An 18746-nucleotide genomic window follows, 5' to 3' on the forward strand; every position below is an offset into this window, starting at 1 on the left:
AAAGTGGTCGCGTGAGCTCAGATCAGACGGTATCCCTGCAGTCCGCGGAGATCGGCAGCGGAAAGCCGATCTTCACCATCGCCGAGATGTCCGGCAACCACAACGGCGACCTGGACCGCGCGCTCGCCATCGTGGACGCCGTGGCGGCGACGGGCGCGAGCGCGTTGAAGATCCAGACCTACACCGCCGACACCCTCACCATCGACTCTGACCTCCCTCCGTTCCGCGTCGCGGGCGATCACGATCTCTGGGGCGGACGCAATCTGTACTCGCTCTATCAGGAGGCTCACACGCCGTGGGAGTGGCACGCGGAGATCTTCTCGCGGGCGCGTGCCCAGGGATTGATCCCCTTCTCGACGCCCTTCGACCCGACATCGGTCGCGTTCCTGGAGGACCTCGGGGTCGAGCTCTACAAGACCGCGTCGGCTGAGATTGTGGACATTCCGCTCCTGCGCGAAGTCGGCCGCACCGGTAAGCCGGTCATCGTGTCGACCGGAATGGCGACGCTCTCCGAGATCGACACCGCCGTCACCGCGCTGCGCGACGCGGGCTGCCCGCACGTGCTGCTGCTCGCGTGCACTGCTGCCTACCCTGCCGTTCCGGAGGAGGCTCGCCTGGGGAACATCCAGGTTCTGCGCGAGGCGTTCGACGTACCGGTCGGGCTGTCCGATCACACGCTCGGAATCGGGGTCGCCGTCGCAGCGGCCGCGCTCGGAGCCGTGGCGATCGAGAAGCACGTCACGCTGGACCGCGCCGACGGCGGAGTCGACGCCGACTTCTCGCTCACCCCGGAGGAGCTCGGAGCGCTTGTGACGGCTGCAGAGCAGGCGCGCGTGGCGGTGGCCAGCGGCACGGCGTTCGGACCGACGCCCGAGGAGCGGGCGGTGCTGGCGCTGCGCCGCTCCCTCTACGTCGTCGCCGATGTTCGCGCAGGCGACCGGGTGACCGCGGAGAACGTCCGCTCGATCCGCCCCTCGGGGGGCCTGCCCCCTGTGGAGTTCGAGCGCGTCGCGGGACGGACGTTCACGCGCGATGCCGGCCGCGGCACCCCGCTCACCTGGGATCTGCTCTGAGTCCTGGCCCGGCCAGGAACCGCCATTTGGCATAACGCGCGTAGCCGTGAGCATCGGCCGGAAGCTGCGGCAGGTAGCCGGCGCGCGCGAAGAGCCTTCGTGATGCGGAGTTGTCCTCGCGGATGTCGGCGAGGAACCGCATCGGCGCGGCGTCCGCGATCGCCTCCTCTCCGGCGGCGAGCACGGATGCCGCGATGCCCCGGCCGCGCTGCTGCGGGGCCACGGTGATGGAGGCGATCCAGTCCGCCCGGCCATCGCGGTCCCAGCGGACGGTGCCCACGGGCTCGCCGTCGTCCTCCACGACCAGCAGCGTGCGATCAGGTGATCCCAGACTCGAGCGCAGCCATTCCACGTGAGCCGCGCGATCGATCTCCCCCTGCGTCCGCGAATAGGCCCGTGTGACGGCATCATTGCGCCATTCCCGCAAGAGGTCGGCGTCAGCCATGCGCGCGCGACGAGCGGTCAAGACCTTCCCGGGCATCTTCCTCACGGGCACCTCCAGCAGCTGTTCCCAGGCGGAGACGATCCGCCAGGCGCCGAGGCCGTCGACGCTGCACCGCAGGCGTTCGCGCTGCCTCGCGCGTTCGTCAGGGTCACGGAGAATCGCCTCCAGCGCGCTCACCGCTGCCGGGGTCGCGATGTCCTTCGGCTCGCCCAGGCCGAGCGCCAGGCCGCCGGCCACGGCTTCGCGGTAGCCGTCACGCTGGTTGTCGACCACGCACACGAGCGCCATCGGCAGCCCCATGCACGCGTAGTCCCAGACCGAGGTTCCCGCCGCGGTGACGACGAAGTCGTGCTCGCCCGCCAGCGCCGGAAGATCGTCGACGAAGCCGCGGATCTCGATCCGATGCGGCGACGCGGCAGCAGCGGCCCGCACCTCGGGCCAGCTCGCGGTGTCCACGACCGTGACATCGATGGACGTTCCCACCGCGCTGAGTGCGGCGATCGCCGCTGCCGTCGCCCCCTGTGGATCCGTGCCGCCCATGACGACGAGGACGCGGGGTCGGTGCGACGTCACGGCAGCCCGATCGCGCTGACGCAGCACCTGCTGCCGGATCACGGCGGCGTCGATGCCGACGAGCCGAGCGGCCCCGTCCTCCGCTGTCACCCGGAAGGAGCGCTCCGCACCCAGCGTCCCGTCGATGACCAGGTCGGCAGAACGCGCGCCGAAAGCCCCGTCCTGCATGTTGCTCAGCAGGTGACGACCGCTGCGCAGATCGGGAAGATCAGCATATGTGTCGAGGTGCAGGACGTCGGCCGCGTCCGAAAGCTCGCCCGGACCGACCGGCCGCGACCGCACCACCACGTCAGGCGCAACGCGAGCGGCCGCGGCGAGCGCGGACGGATCGATGTCGCCGACGACGTCCGCCTCCCACCCCCTCGCTCGCGCGACCTGCGCCAGCGCCAGGCAGCGCATGAGGTGTCCCAGCCCCACTCCTGGGGCGGCGTCGCAGTACAGCACTGCCTTCCGCTTCGCCATCGGCTCCCCTCTCCGCGCGCCTCCCTGCACTCCGCGGACGCGAGCAGGCCGGGCGCCCATCGATAGGATAGGCGGATGGGTCGGCTCCCGCGTACCGACGCCGGATTCGATGAGGAGGATGTCGACGTGTCGATTCTTGAGGGATCCAGCATCCTCATCACCGGTGGGACGGGATCGTTCGGCAAGGCGTTCATCCGGTATGCGCTGGATCGCCTGAACCCGCGTCGGCTCGTGATCTTCTCGCGGGACGAACTGAAGCAGTACGAGGTTCGTCAGCTCTTCGGCAACGACCCGCGCCTGCGGTGGTTCATCGGCGACATCCGTGACGAGCGGCGTCTGTCGCGGGCCCTGCACGGCGTCGACTACGTGGTGCACGCGGCGGCTCTGAAGCAGGTCGACACGGCCGAGTACAACCCGTTCGAGTTCGTGAAGACGAACGTCCTCGGCAGTCAGAACGTGATCGAGGCGTCGATCGACGCGGGGGTGAAGAAGGTCGTCGCCCTCTCGACCGACAAAGCATCCAGCCCGATCAACCTGTACGGTGCCACGAAGCTCACCGCGGACAAGCTGTTCATTACCGGGAACCACTACGCCGCCGCGTACGAGACCCGCTTCGCGGTCGTCCGCTACGGGAACGTGATGGGTTCGCGGGGCTCGGTGATCCCGTTCTTCCGCCGGCTGGGCGAGGAGGGCAAGCCCCTGCCGATCACCGATCTGCGCTGCACACGGTTCTTCATCACGCTGCCGGAGGCGGTGCAGATGGTCGTGGAGACGTTCGAGTTCATGCAGGGCGGCGAGCTGCTGGTGCCGCGCATCCCGTCCATGAAGGTCACCGACCTCGCGCACGCCGTCGTCCCCGGCGCCGAGCTCGTCGACGTGGGTCTGCGTCCGGGCGAGAAGCTGCACGAGGAGATGATCAGCCCGGAGGAGGGCCGCCGCGCGGTGACCATCCAGGACGGGAAGTACTACATCATCCAGCCCGACCTCGCATCGTGGGGGTACCAGACGCCGGCGGGATCCGTGCCCGTGCCGGAAGGGTTCGCGTATCGCTCGGACGGGAACGATCAGTGGTACACACGCGATGAGATCGCGGCGATCATCGACGCGGGTCTGTGACGATGCTCCCCTACGGACGCCAGTCGATCTCCGAAGACGACATCGCGGCGGTCGCGGCGATCCTCCGCGGCGACTGGCTGACCACGGGACCGGCTGTCGCCGCGTTCGAAGCCGAGATCGGCCGGCTCGCGGGCGGGCACCGCGCGGTTTCCGCGACCTCGGGCACCGCAGCGCTGCACATGGCCTACGCCGCAGCAGGCGTCGGACCGGGCGACGAGGTGATCTCCACGCCCATGACGTTCGTGGCGACCACGGCGATGGCATCACTGCTCGGTGCGAAGATCGTGTTCGCCGATGTCGAGGAGGACACCGCCCTCATCGACCCCGCCGCGGTCGACACGCTGGCCTCCGACCGCACCAAGGTGATCGCCGCCGTCGACTACGCCGGCTCGCCCGCCGACTACGACGCCCTCGGAAGCATCGCAGGCAGGGTGGGCGCCCTGACCCTCGACGACGCGGCGCATTCGATCGGCAGCACATACAAAGGACGCCCGGTCGGCGACCTCGCCGACCTCACCACGTTCTCGTTCTTCCCCACGAAGAACCTGACCACCGGGGAGGGCGGCGCGGTCGTCGCCAAGGATCCGGCGCTGGCGCAGCGCGCGCACGAGTTCCACTTCATCGGCCTCGTCCGCGACCGGGAGCGGTTCCAGATCACCACCGAGGGGCCCTGGCACCAGGAGGTGCACGAGTTCGGCGTGAACTACCGCCTCACAGACATCGCCAGCGCCCTCGGCCTGGCGCAGCTGCAGCGACTCGAGCAGTTCAAATCCCGACGGGCGGAGATCACCCGGCGTTACAACGAGGCGCTGGCAGGACTCGACGGCGTCCGCATCCCGGTGCAGCGGGACGACGTCGACCCGATCCGCCACCTCTATCCCGTGCGCATCCTCGACGGCCGGCGGCGCGAAGTGTTCGAGAAGATGCGGGCCGATGGCATCGGCGTGCAGGTCAACTACATGCCCGTGTACTGGCATCCCGTCTACGCGAACGCCGGTTATCAGCGCGGGCTGTGCCCGAACGCGGAGAGGTTCTACGCCGAGGAGCTCTCCCTGCCGATCTTCCCCGACCTCACCGACGCGCAGGTCGACCAGGTCGTCGAGGTGCTCGCCCGGGCCCTGCGATGAGCCGCGTCGGGATCATCACCCAAGCGCGGATGACGAGCACCCGCCTCCCCGGGAAGGTCCTCCTTCCCGCTGGCGGGAAGCCGATGCTCGCTCACCACCTCGAACGGCTCGCCGCTGTCGGCGCACCGCTCATCGTGGCGACCACGACCAACTCCGCCGACGACCCGCTCGTCGAGATCGCCGGCTCTCTCGACGCCGCCGTGTTCCGCGGGAGCGAGCATGACGTGCTCTCGCGCTACACCGGCGCCGCGACCGCCGCGAACATCGATGTCGTCGTGCGCGTCACCTCCGACTGCCCGCTCATCGACCCGTCTCTCATCCGCCGCGGGATCGACCGGTACCTGGCGCTGGACGACCCCTACGCACACGTGTCGAACGTGATCGAACGCAGTTACCCCCGCGGATTCGACTTCGAAGTGTTCTCCGCTGAAGCCCTGCGCGACGCCGACGCACACGCGACGGCAGACGCGGACCGCGAACATGTGACGCCCTACCTCTACGCGAACCGATCAGGTCGAGCGCGACTCGAACCGATCATCCGCGACGAAGACGCATCCCGCTACCGCGTGACCCTCGACACGCACGACGACCTGGACCTTCTCACCGCCCTCATCGAGCAGCACGACGCGGCCCACAAGGACGCCGAAGGAATCATCGCGATCCTCGACCGGCACCCCGCACTCGCCGCTATCAACGCACACGTCGAGCAGAAGAAACTCGACGAATAGCCGGGGTTCAGGAGTTGTCGGCGTTGTAGCGGTCCAGCACCTCGCCGATGCCGGCGTCGAGCACGAGCCCGCCCTTGTCCAGGTACAGACCGCGCGTGCAGAACCGGCGCAGATCCTTCTCGTTGTGCGACACGAAGAACAGCGTGCGCCCGTCGGCCAGCAGCTCGTCGATCCGCCGGTAGCACTTGTCGCGGAAGGCCTTGTCCCCCACGGCGAGCACCTCGTCCACGAGCAGGATCGGCTCCTCGAGCTGCGAAACCACCGAGAACGCCAGACGCACCTTCATGCCGTTGGAGAGGTGCTTGTAGGGAGTGTCCTGGAACTTCTCCAGCTCCGCGAACGCGATGATGTCGTCGTAGCGCGCCGAGACCTCCGCACGGCCCATGCCGTGCAGCCCCGCGGTCAGCCGCACGTTCTCGCGGACGGTGAGGTCGCCGACGAATCCGCCGGTGAGCTCGATGAGCGGCGCCACGCCGCCGTGCACGCGGACGTGCCCCTCATCCGGCAGCAGGACTCCGGCGACGAGCTTGAGCAGGGTCGACTTGCCCTGGCCGTTGCGGCCGACGACGCCGATCGCCTCGCCGTGATGGACGCGGAACGACACCTTCCGCAGCGCCCAGAACTCCCCCGGGCGGTTGCGCCGGCTCTTGCCGCCGAAGAGGTCCTTGAAGCTGCGACGTCCGCGCCGTCCCAGCCGGAAACGCACGCCGAGTCCGTCGACCTCGATCGCAGGGTGCTCCTCGGCCATCACAGCTCCTTCAGCACATCGCGCTCGAGCGAGCGGAAGGTGAACAGTCCGAGAGCGAGGAACACCAGGGTGACGGCGGCGCCGATGATCACCGGCTCCGGCTGCCACTGCCCCGGGAACAGGCCGACGCGGTACAGCGTGAAGATGCCGGACAGCGGGTTGAGCGCGCCGAGGATGTGCAGCTGGTGCGGAAGGTCCTTGAAGCCGTAGATGACCGGCGAGACGTAGAACAGCGCACGCAGGATGAGCGCCGTGGTGCGCTCGAGATCCGTCCACAGCACGCACAGCGGCGCGATCAGCAGACCGAGCCCGATCAGCAGCACGGTCTGCCAGAGCATCGCGACCGGGAACAGCAGCAGCGACCAGTTCGCCTGGGCGCCGGCGAAGACGGCGAACAGGATCAGCACCGGGATCGCGAACGTGAACTCCAGCCCTTTGGTGAGGATGACGCGCACGACCCAGATCGACCGCGGGATCGCTGTGGAGCGGATCAGGCGGGCGTCCTTCTTGAAGGCGCGGGTGAAGTCGCCGACCGCCGTGTTGAACCACACCCAGGGCAGCAGCGCCGTGATGAGGAACACGATGTACGGCTGCTCGCCGACGTGCCCGCGGTGGAACACCTGAGTGAACACGAACCAGTAGATCGCGCTCATGACGAGCGGATCCAGCACCGACCACAGATAGCCGAGCACGCTCGTCGCGTAGCGGACCCGCAGGTCGCGGGCCGACAGCAGCCACAGCGAATGGAAGTAGCGCCGGGAGATCCCTCCGCCGCGCACCTCGGTCACCGTCACGATGCGATCCTATCGACGGGCCCCTGCGAACCCGCCTCGACGTGACCCGTCACGCCAGCTGGTTGTTCCACATCGAGAGAGCGGATCCGATCGCCATGTGCATGTCGAGGTACTGGTAAGTGCCGAGACGACCGCCGAAGAGGACATCCTGCTCCCCCTTCGCCAGCTCGCGGTACGCCAGCAGGCCCTCCCTGTCGGCGGCCGTGTTGACGGGGTAATAGGGCTCGTCGCCGCGCTCGGCGAAGCGGGAGAACTCCCGCATGATGACGGTCTTGTCCGTCGGGTAGCGGTCGGCGCGCTCGGGGTGGAAGTGCTTGAACTCGTGGATGCGCGTGAACGGGACATCGGCGTCCGGGTAATTCATCACGCTCGTCCCCTGGAAGTCGCCGACGTCGAGCACTTCCTCCTCGAGGTCGATGGTGCGCCACCCGAGCTCGCCTTCCGCGTAGTCGAAGTAGCGGTCCACCGGACCCGTGTACACGATCGGCAGCTGCCCGACCGTGGCCTTCTTATTCAGCGGCTGCGCCTCGTCGAAGAAGTCGACGTTGAGCTTGACCTCGATGTTCGGGTGGTCCGCCATGCGCTCCAGCCACGCGGTGTAACCGTCGGTGGGAAGCCCCTCCCACGTGTCATTGAAGTAGCGGTTGTCGTAGTTGTACCGCACCGGGAGCCGGCTGATGATGGACGCCGGCAGCTCGCGCGCATCGGTCTGCCACTGCTTGGCGGTGTAGTCCTTGATGAAGGCCTCGAACAGCGGTCGACCGATCAGGCCGATTCCGCGCTCCTCGAGGTTCTTCGCCTCGTGCGCATCGAACTCCCCGGCCTGGGAAGCGATCAGTGCCCGCGCCTCGTCCGGCGTGTAGGCGGCGCGGAAGAACTGGTTGATGGTGCCGAGATTGATCGGCAGCGGGTAGACCTCGCCCTTGTGCGTCGAGTACACGCGGTGCACGTAGTTCGTGAAGGTCGTGAAGCGGTTCACGTACTCCCACACGGTCGGGTTCGACGTGTGGAACAGGTGCGCGCCATAGCGATGGACCTCGATGCCGGTGGTCGGCTCGTCCTCGCTGTACGCGTTGCCGCCGATGTGATGACGGCGGTCGATGACCGTGACCGTGCGGCCCGCTGCGGCGGCGCGCTCGGCGATGGTGAGGCCGAAGAAGCCCGACCCGACGATGAGGAGATCCATGCTGTCACTTTCTCGGCCCGAAGACCGTGGCGTGCCGATGCGCGGCACGCGCACCGCAAATGATTCTACTGGCGCGGGCCGCCGACTCCGGGCGAGGCTCAGCTCCCGTCCCGCTCCGATACCGCGGCCAGACCGGCGTGATCCAGCATCTCGGCCAGCATCGGCGCCAACGTGAGGCCGTAGTCGCGCGTGATGTGATTGTCGTCCAGGTAGACAGCGACGTTGCCGATCTCGCCGCGGCAGATGCCGTCGGGACAGAGCCAAGGAGTGAAGTCGACGAGCGCCGCCGCACGGTCTTCGAGCGACCGCGCGGGATTCTCGTCCGCGAGCGCGGCAGCCTTGGCCACGCCGCATTCCTCAGAGGAACGCCCCGCCGCGCGGGCGTCGGCGACGCAGTCGTACATGTTGGAGGAGAATCGAGGGTTGTCTCGCACGGCGATGACGGGGATATCCGACTGCGCGAAGACATCGAGCGTCTGATCGATGCCGTCCACCTTGCGCTCGGCTGCGACAGGATCCGCGCGAGTGACGACGGTGTACACGGCGTCGGGATGCAGCGCCTCCACATACGCGATCGCCGCCTTCGCCCAGTCGTGACAGCCGCTTCCCGTGGCGCTCCGATCCTGCTCCGAGGCGCTGATCGTGCAGCCGCCCTTGAGCAGCGTGACCACACCGATGCCCCGGTTCTTCGCCACCTGGATCATCGGCACGCCGAGCTGCTGCGCATGGGAGTCCCCGACGATCACCACCACGCGATCGGCTGTCTTGGCGAGCGCGCTCTGATTGCAGCTGCCTGCGAGGACGGCTGAGGCGGGGGCGAATCGCCCGGAACATGCCGCGCCCGCACTGGACCACTGGGCGTCGAGCGCCGTCGCCACCGGAATCAGCGGCACGTCATCGGCCAGCGGGGAACCTGAGCCGATCTGAGCGGCGCCGGGATGGTTCTCGGCGGGGTGCATGGCGATGTCCGCCGCGCGAGACCGTTCGCCGATCTGCCACGCTGCCGTGGATCCGCCGACCAGCAGGATGCACGCACCGATCACGAGCAGACTGCGCCACGTCGTGCGATCGAACCAGGCAGCGCGCTGGAGCGGATGCTCCACGAACCGCGCCAGCAACCGGGCGAGAATCATGGATCCTACGATGATCGCGCCCCCAGCGAGGAGGCCTGGACGGTCGCGATCGGTCACGATCATCCACGTGATGAGGACGGGCCAGTGAATGAGATAGAGGGCGTACGCGTCGCCGGAGAAGTACTGGAGCGGTCGCGACGAAAGCAGCTTCGCGGGGCCCCCACGGTGGTCCTCGCCTCCGGAAACGATGATCGCGGCCGTGGCGAGGATCGGCCACAGCGCAAGATATCCCGGGAATCCGCCGCGGACGTCCAGCACGACGCCGCACAGCACGATACCTGCGATGCCCGTCCAACCGAGCACGGCGCGGATCATCGCCGGAACACGGATGTACGGCTGCAGCAGGGCGAGCAGTGACCCTGCGGCGAACTCCCACAACCGCGCGCGCGTGTCGAAATAGGCGAACGCCTGAGCGCTCGAGGTCTCGACGACAGAGAACACGAGCGATACGGCGAACACGAGCGAGAAGACGATCACGAGCGCCGGCCGGATCCACTCGCGTCGGTGGGCGAAGCAGAGGGCGACGAACCCGATCAGGAGCGGCCAGAGGAGGAAGACCTGTCCCTGCACCGACAGCGACCAGAAGTGCTGCAGCGGGCTGGTGGATGCGACATCGCGTGCGTAGTAGTCCACCTCTGAGAAGGCGAGATGCCAGTTCTGCACGTAGAACAGGCTCGACCAGGTGTCTGCCCACAGCCGCGGCCATTGGGTCGGCGGATAGACGAAGTACGCCGTCACGAGCAGGCCGAGCATCGTCATGGCCGCAGCCGGCAGCAGTCTCCGGAAGCGCCGGGCCCAGAACGTCCCGAGCTTCAGCTGCTCCCCGGCGATCGCCCGCTTGGCGAGGGAGCCGGTCAGGAAGAACGCCGAGATCATCAAGAACACGTCGACGCCGCCGGAGACGCGCCCGAACCATACGTGGTATATGACGACCAGCAGGATGGCCAGCGTGCGCAGTCCGTCGATATCGGTCCGACGTCGGGTGCCGACCTGATCCGACGTCGGGCGTGCGGGCGCGATGATTGCCATGGGGAGCGCGTCTCCTCACATGCGCCTTCGGGTGACGCAAACGAAGCAACAAGTTTACACGGCGTCTGCGATTCCCTTTGAGTAGCTCCTTTGAGCCGCCTCAGGACGATGGAGGCAGTGCGGAATCCACGGCGCCACGGACGAGAGGATCGAGAAGACGGACGTACTCGAGGTTCAGGTGATCCGCGTCGAAATACACGGGGATACCTCCGACGGCCGCGTAACACAGGTTCGCGTCGCAGAACCGGTCTGTCAGGTCGAGCGCAGTGACGCCGCGGACGTCCCCTCGAGCAGCGGCGACAACCGGATCGGGAGGCTGCGCTGCGCTTCGCGGACGGGCGCATGACACCGGATCCTCTTCGTTGAGGAGAAGACAGTCAGCGGGTCGAACCTCGACGTTGAGGGGTGGATCCGCCATCGCGAGCACGTGCGTGCCCCTCGCCGTCCACCGCTTCCAGTACGCCTGAAGCCCGGCGATGAACTGCTCATCGTGGCTGCGGCCGGAGCCGTCATCGACCAGCTGATGTCTGCTGGCCATCGCCGTGATCACCAGATCAGGTCGTTCCTTCTCGATCTCGTCGGCCGCATCGTGAGACCAGGTCCGGCAGCGGTCTGTCTCGGCGGGACCCCATGCCGAGCGGAAGCCCTGGAAGGCGACATCGGCGATCGGGCAGCCGCCGAGATAGCTCGTCGTCAACCGCCAGTGGCGAGCCCGCGCGAGGTCGTAGATCGCGCCCTGCCACTGCTGCGCGTGGGAATCCCCGATCAGCCAGACCTCCTGAGGACTCTTCGCACCGCCGGAGAAATCGCACCTCATCGTCGTTCGGACATCGCCGTACTGCAGCGTCTTGTCCCAGTCGCACTCGGGAGGCGTGAAGAAGTACTCGTTCTTGTTGGTCATCACGGAGTAGTCGAGCGTGGTGAAGGCGCCCGCGCAGTGCGCCCCCGGCGCGAGCGCGGCCGGGCCTTTGCACGGTCCGCCGGTCACCGAGATCGGCGGACGATCCGCCTCCGCCCGCACGGCGTTGGCGATGACCATCGTCGCGGACAGCGCGCCGACGAGAGCCATCCCGAGCACCATGAAGAGCACGGGTCGGCGCACGGTGTCACGCCAGCCGGACCAGCGCTGCGCCGGCACCTCGATGAACCGGCGCGACAGGGCGGCAAGGACGAGTGCCCCGACGAAGACCAAGCATCGCGTGATGAAGGACAACTCCGAGCCGAGGACGAACGGCATGACGACCAAGAGGGGCCAGTGCCAGAGATACAGCGAATATGAGACGTCGCCGAGCCACTGCACAGGCCTCGACGCCGTGACCCTGTCGTGCCACTGACGATCGGCGCCCGTGCCGGCGGCGATCACGGCCGCCGTCCCGAGCGTCGGCAGGAGGGCGGCGAAGCCGGGAAAAGAAGTGGCACTGTTGTACGTGACGGCCGCGTAGACGATGGCGGCGAATCCCGCGGCTCCCAGGATGCCGCGAGCGACCGCGGACCACCGCCACCTCGACGCGAGGAGGGCGACGGCTCCACCCGCGGCGAACTCCCAGGCTCGAGTGAATGTGACGAAATAGGCCTGGTTGGGCGCGACCGCCGTGAACCACACGCTCGCGCCGAGGGACACGACGCCCACGACGGCGACCGCGAACAGCCAGCCCCTCGCCCGCGCGCGCCGATCGGCTCGGCCCGCAGGTCGACCACGAGCCGCTCGAGTCGCCGCCCACGTGGCAAGCAGCAGCAGCCACGGCCAGACCAGATAGAACTGCTCCTCCACGGAGAGCGACCAGAAGTGCTGTGCCGCGCTGGCCGCGTCGTTCAGAGCGGAGTAGTTCACCGACATCGCAGACAGGAACCAGTTCTCGACGTAGGTGGCGCTCGCGAGGATCTCCCACCCGTTGCGCTCCCACCGCGGATAGGGCAGGAAGACGAAGACCAGAACCGCCGTCACCGCCAGGGCGAGGAATGCCGCAGGGAGCAGGCGCCGGATCCGACGGGCGTAGAACCTCGCCAGCCGCACTCTCCCCGTACGCGCGAGCTCGCCCGTCAGATGGCCGGTGATCAGGAATCCGGAGATCACGAAGAACACGTCGACGCCGACGTAACCGCCGCTCAGGCGGGTCGGCCAGACATGGTTGATGACGACCAGCAGGATCGCCAGCGCGCGCAGTGCCTGGATGTCGGTGCGGAACGCGGTGCGGGTGCGCGGCGCGCGCGCAGGTGCGGTCAACTGGTCGGTGCTCATCCGCGGAGGTAGGTCAGCAGCATCGCGTCGGCGTCCCGGGGCGCGAATCCGGTCGCCTCGATCGACGCGGTGTCGAGCGCGCTGTAATGCGGGCGAGGCGCGACCGGACCCTGCGCCGATGCGAAGTAGTCTGCGGTCGCGACGTCGCGTATCCGGCCCTCGTCGTGTCCGAGCACGGAGAAGACCCGGCGGGCGATGTCAGCCCAGGACAGAAGCGGACCCGCATTCGAGATGTTGTAGGTGCCGTACGGCGCCTGGACGTTGAGGAGATGCGCGATCGCGCGAGCGATCTCCGAGGCGAACGTCAGGCGCCCGATCTGGTCTGACACGACAGCGGGATCCACGCCGCGCTCGGCGAGCGACGCCATGGTCCGCACGAAGTTCTTGCCCTCGCCGATCACCCACGACGTGCGCAGGATGTAGTGGCGTGGAGCGGTGGCCACCGCGATGTCGCCGGCGGCCTTGGACTGCCCGTAGACCCCGAGCGGTGCCAGGGCGTCGTCCTCCCGGTACGGGCGCTCGGCCGTGCCGTCGAACACGTAGTCGCTCGAGACATGCACGAGAGTGATGCCGTTCGCAGCGGCGATCCGCGCCAGGCGCGCCGGTCCCTCGGCGTTCGCAAGCCACGCGTCTCGACGGCCTTCCGGGGTCTCCGCGAGATCGACGGCTGTGTAGGCGGCAGCGTTGATGATGGTGCCGTAGTCGCGCCAGCGCCGGGCGTCGGCGAGGTCGGGCGCGCCGAGATCGAGGTCGGCACGGGAGGCGTATTCGATGTGTGCGGCGTCGCCGAGTTCGGCCCGCAGCGCCAGTCCCAGTTGGCCGTTGGCACCGACGACGAGGGTCTTGCGCGGCGCGATCGGGGTGACCTCCGCCAATCGCGGGTGGTTCTTGTCCTTCTCGGAGATCTCCACGTCGGCGAGCGGGATCGGCCAGTCGATCGCCGCGGTCTCATCGGCGAGGTTCAGGAACGAGTACGTCGCCTCGGGAGACCAGTGGTCGTTCACGAGATAGGTGTACGCGGTGTTCGGCTCGAGGGTCTGATACGAGTTGCCGACCCCGCGGGGCACGAAGATCGCGCGCGACGGATCCAGTTCCGTCGTGAAGACCGTCCCGAAGCTGTCGCCTTCGCGCAGGTCCACCCACGCGCCGAAGATCCGGCCCGTCGCCACGGAGACCCACTTGTCCCACGGCTCCGCGTGGATGCCGCGGGTGGTGCCGACGGCGTCGTTGAACGAGATGTTGTTCTGCACCGGCCCGAAGTCGGGAAGACCGAGCGTCGTCATCTTCTCGCGCTGCCAGTTCTCCTTGAACCAGCCGCGGGCATCGCCGTGCACCGGCAGCTCTAGGACGATCATCCCCGGGATCGGCGTCTCGACGACCTGGAGCTGCTTGCCGAACTCGACTGTCATCACTGTCCCTTGGTGGCGTAGAAGGCTTCGGTGGCGTCCTTGGAGGGCGCCCACCAGGCCTCGTTCTCCCGGTACCAGTCGATGGTGGCGGCGAGGCCGGATTCGAAGTCGGCGTACCGCGGGGTCCAGCCGAGCTCGGTGCGGAGCTTGGTGGAGTCGATCGCGTAGCGCAGATCATGACCGGCGCGGTCGGTGACGTGATCGTACGCGTCGCGCGGCTGGCCCATCAGTTCGAGGATCAGCTCGACGACGTCCTTGTTGTTGCGCTCCCCGTCGGCGCCGATGAGATACGTCTCGCCGATGCGGCCCTTCTCCAGGATCGTGAGCACCGCGGACGAGTGGTCGTTCGCGTGGATCCAGTCGCGCACGTTCTCTCCGGCGCCGTACAGCTTGGGACGGATCCCGCGGATCACGTTGGTGATCTGACGGGGGATGAACTTCTCCACGTGCTGGTACGGACCGTAGTTGTTGGAGCAGTTCGAGATCGTCGCCTGCACGCCGAACGAGCGCACCCAGGCGCGCACGAGCAGGTCGGATCCGGCCTTCGTGGACGAGTACGGGGATGACGGGTTGTACGGGGTGTTCTCCGTGAACCGTTCCGGGTCGTCGAGCTCGAGATCGCCGTAGACCTCGTCCGTGGAGATGTGGTGGAAGCGGCGGTCGTGCTTGCGGGCCGCTTCGAGCAACGTGTACGTCCCGATGATGTTCGTGTCCAGGAACGGGCGCGGGCTGTGCAGCGAGTTGTCGTTGTGCGACTCGGCGGCGTAGTGGATGACGGCGTCGGCATCGGCGAAGAGGGTGTCGACAAGTTCCGCATCGGTGATGTCTCCGTGCACGAACGTCACCCGGTCCTCGGGGAGTCCGTCGAGGGAGGCGCGGTTTCCGGCGTACGTGAGCGCGTCGAGCACCGTGACGTGGTGGTCGGTGTTCTCCACGACGTGGTGCACGAAGTTCGAACCGATGAAGCCGGCCCCGCCGGTGACGAGCAGTCGAGCCATCAACGGCCCCTTTCCAAGATCTCGAGAAGATAGGTGCCGTACCCGGACTTGACCAGTTTCTCGGCGCGCTCGCGCAACTGGTCATCCGTGAGGAAGCCCTGCCGCCAGGCGACCTCTTCCGGGACGCCGATGCGCATGCCGGTGCGGCGCTCCATCGTGCGCACGTAATCGGCCGCGTCGGTCATCTGGTCGAATGTCCCCGTGTCGAGCCAGGCGGTACCGCGCGGGAGTACCTCGACCTGGAGCTTGCCGCGTTCGAGATATGCGCGGTTGACATCGGTGATCTCGTACTCGCCGCGAGCGCTGGGGGCGAGGTTGCGGGCGATGTCCACCACATCGTTGTCGAAGAAGTAGAGGCCCGGGACCGCATAGTTGCTCTTGGGCGCTGCAGGCTTCTCCTCCAGGGAGACCGCAGTGCCCGCCGCGTCGAATTCGACCACTCCGTAGGCGCTCGGTTCGGCGACCCAGTATGCGAACACTGCGCCCCCGTCGACATCCGCGTAGCGCTTGAGCTGCGTACCCAGTCCAGGGCCGTAGAGCAGATTGTCGCCGAGCACGAGGGCGACCTTGTCGTCACCGATGAAGTCCGCGCCGATCGTGAACGCTTGCGCCAGCCCGTCCGGCGACGGCTGCTGAGCGAAGGTGATCGAGACGCCGAACTGCGACCCGTCTCCCAGCAGCCGCTCGAAGTGCTGTGCATCGTGAGGGGTCGTGATGATCAGGATCTCCCGGATGCCCGCCAGCATCAGCGTGGACAACGGGTAATAGACCATCGGCTTGTCATACACCGGGATCAGCTGCTTCGAAACACCCAACGTGATCGGATGCAGCCGAGTACCCGAACCACCCGCGAGAATGATGCCTTTCACCCGTCAATCGTGCCACAGCGCGGCTTCGGGCTTTCCGAGGCATCGCGGGGCACTCTACAAAACAGTCGTCACCAGGCACAATAGACTCGTGCGCCCCATCCGACACTTCCGTTCGCGCTGGTTCGCCGCGCTCGCCGCAGCCCTCACCGTCGCCGGCCTGATCGCGGCCGTTCCGGTCGCCAGCTCCGCGGAGACGTCGACGTCGCACGCCGTTCTTCCGTCAGCGATCCGCCCCGCCGCGGACCTGTCACAGTTCCACGCGGGGAACATCATCTCCGACGCCGTGTTCACCAACTCGGCCACGATGACGGCCGCACAGGTGCAGTCGTTCCTGCAGAGCAAGGTGTCGTCATGCCGTTCCGGCTACACGTGCCTCAAGGACTTCCGCCAGGACACCCCGAACAAGGGCGCCGACCGATACTGCAACGGATACTCCGGCTCCGGCGGCGAGCTCGCCTCGACCATCATCGTCAAGGTCGCCCAATCCTGCGGGATCAACCCCCAGGTGCTCGTGGTGATGCTGCAGAAGGAGCAGGGCCTCGTCACCGACACCTGGCCCGTCGGGGGCCAGTACGCGGCGGCCATGGGCCAGGCCTGTCCGGACACGGCGCCTTGCGATCCGAGCTACGCGGGCTTCTTCGCCCAGGTCTACGGCGGCGCTCGGCAGATGAAGATCTACCTGGAGGGCGTGTACTTCACGTGGTACGCGCCCGGACGCACCTGGAACATCCTCTACAACCCCAACACCGGGTGTGGCTCTTCCCCGGTGTACATCGAGAACGCGGCGACCTCTGCGCTGTACTACTACACGCCGTACCAGCCCAACGCCGCCGCGCTCGCCGCCGGCTACGGTATCGGCGACAGCTGCTCGGCGTACGGCAACCGCAACTTCTACAACTACTTCACCGACTGGTTCGGCAGCACTCAGGGGTTCGCCGTGGTCGGCTCGATCTACGACACCTGGGCCGCCAACGGCGGAGGATCGGGATGGATCGGGAACCCCACGTCGGCGATGCGAGGCTACGGGGGCGCAGGCTGGTCGCAGACGTTCACGAATGCGGACATCTACGTGCAGGCCGGCCAGCCGGGGTACATCGTGTCGGGGCCGATCCGCACCGAGTACACGTACGTCGCCGGCGTCGCCAGCGGCCTGGGCTGGCCGACCAGCAACCGGGTGCCGGTCAACGGCGGCGCCTACCAGAACTTCACCGGCGGCAGGATCTACGAGCGCTCCGACGGCCGGGCCTACGCGATCGCCGCGCCGATGTTCGCCCTGCACGAGTCGGTCGGGAACATCTTCGGCGCCTACGGGTGGCCATCGAGCCGGGCGTACGTGGTGACCGGAGGTGCTGCGCAGAACTTCGACGGCGGCACGTTCTATCAGTCCGGCAACAGCGCGGTTGCCCTGCCGAGCACGTGGGTGGGCTGGTACAACACCGTCGGCGGGCCGAACGCGGGCTACGGACTCCCGGTGTCCGGTGTGACTGCCGCGGGCAGCGGGCAGACGAAGGTCCTGCTCTCGAAGGCTGTCGCGTACCGCACGACGACTTCTGTGACGGTCGTGTCGGCTCCGATGTTCGCGCCGTATGCGGCGCAGAGCTACGAGTCGGGTCCGCTCGGCAGGCCCCTCGGTGCGGCGGCGTCGTTGAACGGCGGCTCCTCGCAGGCGTTCGAGCACGGGACGATCTTCGCGTCCGCGTTCGGGGCCTACGCCGTCAGTGCATTGTCTTCGGCGCTCACCACCGCAGGTGGCGTGGGTGTCGTGGGCTTCCCGCGCGAGGACGCCAAGGGCAGCGGGACGACGTTCTCCCAGAGGTTCGACACGGTGACGCTCACCACAGGGAAGGGCGGAGCGCAGATCGTACGAGGTGCGATCCGGAACGCGTACGACGGCGCGGGGGGTGCGGCCGGCTCGCTGGGCGCTGCCACGGGTCCGGAACGCGCCGTCGGAAACGGCTTCGTCCAGGACTTCGACGGAGGGCGGATCATCTGCACGCCGTCGGTGCTCGCGGTCATCCCCGCATCGATGACGACCGTGTGGGACTCGTTGGGCGGACCCACCGGACGCCTCGGCTGGCCGATTTCGGCCCCCCTGACGACGAACGGCGTGCGCCAGCTTCCGTTCGCCTCTGGCATGATCGCCTCGGGCACGTCGGGGACTGCCTATCCGATCATCGGTCTGACGTATTCCACGTTCCGTATCGCGGGCGGGACGGATGTGCTCGGCGCGCCCACGGCTGCTGAAGCAGAAAGTGCAGCCGGATTCCAGCAGACGTTCGAACGCGGCGCTGTATTCGTACCCCGGATCGGACAGGCTTCCGCTGTAGCCAATGCCGAGTACACGGAGTACATGCGGGTCGGCGGGCCCAGTGCGATGGGCTTCGCCATCGGACCGTCGGCCCCGCTCGGGTCGGGAAAGATGCAGCCCTTCCAATCCGGAACGATCGGCACCAAGAACGGTGCTGCTTTCGCAGTCCGCGGAACGACCGCGACCACGTTCGCCAACAATGGCGGCTACACCGGTCCCCTCGGCTACCCCGTCGGCGTGGAGACCAAGGTCTCCACCGGCTACGTGCAGGCCTTCGAAGGCGGGCAGACCTACGTCTCGCCCTACGCACTCGCCGTGACCCGCGGTGTGCTCGGCCGCGAGTACGCGATTCGGGGCGGCCCCACAGGGGCCCTGGGCTGGCCGCTCGCCAACGAGACGTCCGATGGCCTCACGTGGCAACAGCGGTTCCAGAACGGGACCATCGTGCTGTACAGGGATGGCACCGTCGTCGTGAGGTGACGCGGGGCGCCCTGAAGCTCCCGGATAGA

General features: G+C 67.6%; 14 protein-coding genes. 5 read left to right on the plus strand and 9 right to left on the minus strand.

Translation table 11 applies throughout. The features are described from left to right. Nucleotides 1–11: 11 nt before the first annotated feature. A complete protein-coding gene (pseI, locus tag AERO9AM_RS12810; protein ID WP_236602613.1) occupies nt 12–1073 on the plus strand; it encodes a pseudaminic acid synthase in 1062 nt (353 codons plus the stop codon). On the opposite strand, the gene AERO9AM_RS12815 is transcribed toward pseI, so the two are convergent. Continuing rightward, nucleotides 1054–2553, minus strand: a complete 1500-nt coding sequence (locus tag AERO9AM_RS12815; RefSeq protein WP_159576482.1) for a GNAT family N-acetyltransferase — start codon at nt 2551–2553, stop codon at nt 1054–1056. The two genes, pseI and AERO9AM_RS12815, sit on opposite strands and share 20 nt — an antisense overlap. A gap of 126 nt (nt 2554–2679) precedes the next feature. Between AERO9AM_RS12815 and pseB the strand changes: the two genes are divergently transcribed. Genes pseB through AERO9AM_RS12830 form a run of 3 tightly spaced genes read left to right on the plus strand, consistent with a single transcriptional unit; the run spans nt 2680 to nt 5524 of the window. Then, a complete protein-coding gene (gene pseB, locus AERO9AM_RS12820) occupies nt 2680–3669 on the plus strand; it encodes a UDP-N-acetylglucosamine 4,6-dehydratase (inverting) (protein WP_159576483.1) in 990 nt (329 codons plus the stop codon). A 2-nt stretch (nt 3670–3671) separates the two neighbouring features. After that, nucleotides 3672–4796, plus strand: coding sequence for a DegT/DnrJ/EryC1/StrS family aminotransferase (locus tag AERO9AM_RS12825; protein ID WP_159577538.1), 1125 nt, complete (start codon nt 3672–3674; stop codon nt 4794–4796). Continuing rightward, complete coding sequence (locus AERO9AM_RS12830) at nt 4793–5524, plus strand: cytidylyltransferase domain-containing protein (protein WP_159576484.1); 732 nt, start codon at nt 4793–4795, stop codon at nt 5522–5524. Before AERO9AM_RS12825 ends, AERO9AM_RS12830 begins: the two co-directional genes overlap by 4 nt. Before the next feature lie 7 nt (nt 5525–5531). Here AERO9AM_RS12830 and AERO9AM_RS12835 read toward each other — a convergent pair whose 3' ends face one another. From AERO9AM_RS12835 to rfbA, 8 genes are all read right to left on the minus strand, one after another. Beyond that, nucleotides 5532–6272 carry an ABC transporter ATP-binding protein gene (locus tag AERO9AM_RS12835; RefSeq protein WP_159576485.1) on the minus strand — a complete coding sequence of 247 codons (741 nt, stop codon included), beginning with the start codon at nt 6270–6272 and terminating at the stop codon, nt 5532–5534. Then, nucleotides 6272–7066, minus strand: coding sequence for an ABC transporter permease (locus AERO9AM_RS12840; protein WP_159576486.1), 795 nt, complete (start codon nt 7064–7066; stop codon nt 6272–6274). Before AERO9AM_RS12840 ends, AERO9AM_RS12835 begins: the two co-directional genes overlap by 1 nt. Nucleotides 7067–7115: 49 nt before the next feature. Next, nucleotides 7116–8252 (minus strand): UDP-galactopyranose mutase, encoded by a 1137-nt coding sequence (gene glf / locus AERO9AM_RS12845; protein WP_159576487.1) that lies wholly within the window; start codon nt 8250–8252, stop codon nt 7116–7118. A 98-nt stretch (nt 8253–8350) separates the two neighbouring features. Then, entirely contained in the window at nt 8351–10414 is a 2064-nt protein-coding gene (locus AERO9AM_RS12850) for an acyltransferase family protein (protein ID WP_159576488.1), read from the minus strand. 100 nt (nt 10415–10514) lie between these two features. Next, on the minus strand, nt 10515–12653 hold the full coding sequence (locus AERO9AM_RS12855; RefSeq protein ID WP_159576489.1) for an acyltransferase family protein: 2139 nt from the start codon (nt 12651–12653) through the stop codon (nt 10515–10517). Next, nucleotides 12650–14062, minus strand: coding sequence for a sugar nucleotide-binding protein (locus AERO9AM_RS12860; RefSeq protein WP_201298635.1), 1413 nt, complete (start codon nt 14060–14062; stop codon nt 12650–12652). Before AERO9AM_RS12860 ends, AERO9AM_RS12855 begins: the two co-directional genes overlap by 4 nt. Continuing rightward, entirely contained in the window at nt 14062–15060 is a 999-nt protein-coding gene (gene rfbB / locus AERO9AM_RS12865; protein ID WP_159576491.1) for a dTDP-glucose 4,6-dehydratase, read from the minus strand. The genes AERO9AM_RS12860 and rfbB overlap by 1 nt, the downstream gene beginning before the upstream one ends. Beyond that, on the minus strand, nt 15060–15929 hold the full coding sequence (gene rfbA / locus AERO9AM_RS12870; RefSeq protein WP_159576492.1) for a glucose-1-phosphate thymidylyltransferase RfbA: 870 nt from the start codon (nt 15927–15929) through the stop codon (nt 15060–15062). The genes rfbB and rfbA overlap by 1 nt, the downstream gene beginning before the upstream one ends. An 88-nt stretch (nt 15930–16017) precedes the next feature. Here rfbA and AERO9AM_RS12875 point away from each other — a divergent pair, with 88 nt between their 5' ends. Further along, a complete protein-coding gene (locus AERO9AM_RS12875) occupies nt 16018–18717 on the plus strand; it encodes an LGFP repeat-containing protein (protein ID WP_159576493.1) in 2700 nt (899 codons plus the stop codon). Nucleotides 18718–18746 lie beyond the last annotated feature (29 nt).

Source organism: Microbacterium sp. 8M (assembly GCF_902506375.1).
Lineage (GTDB): Bacteria > Actinomycetota > Actinomycetes > Actinomycetales > Microbacteriaceae > Microbacterium.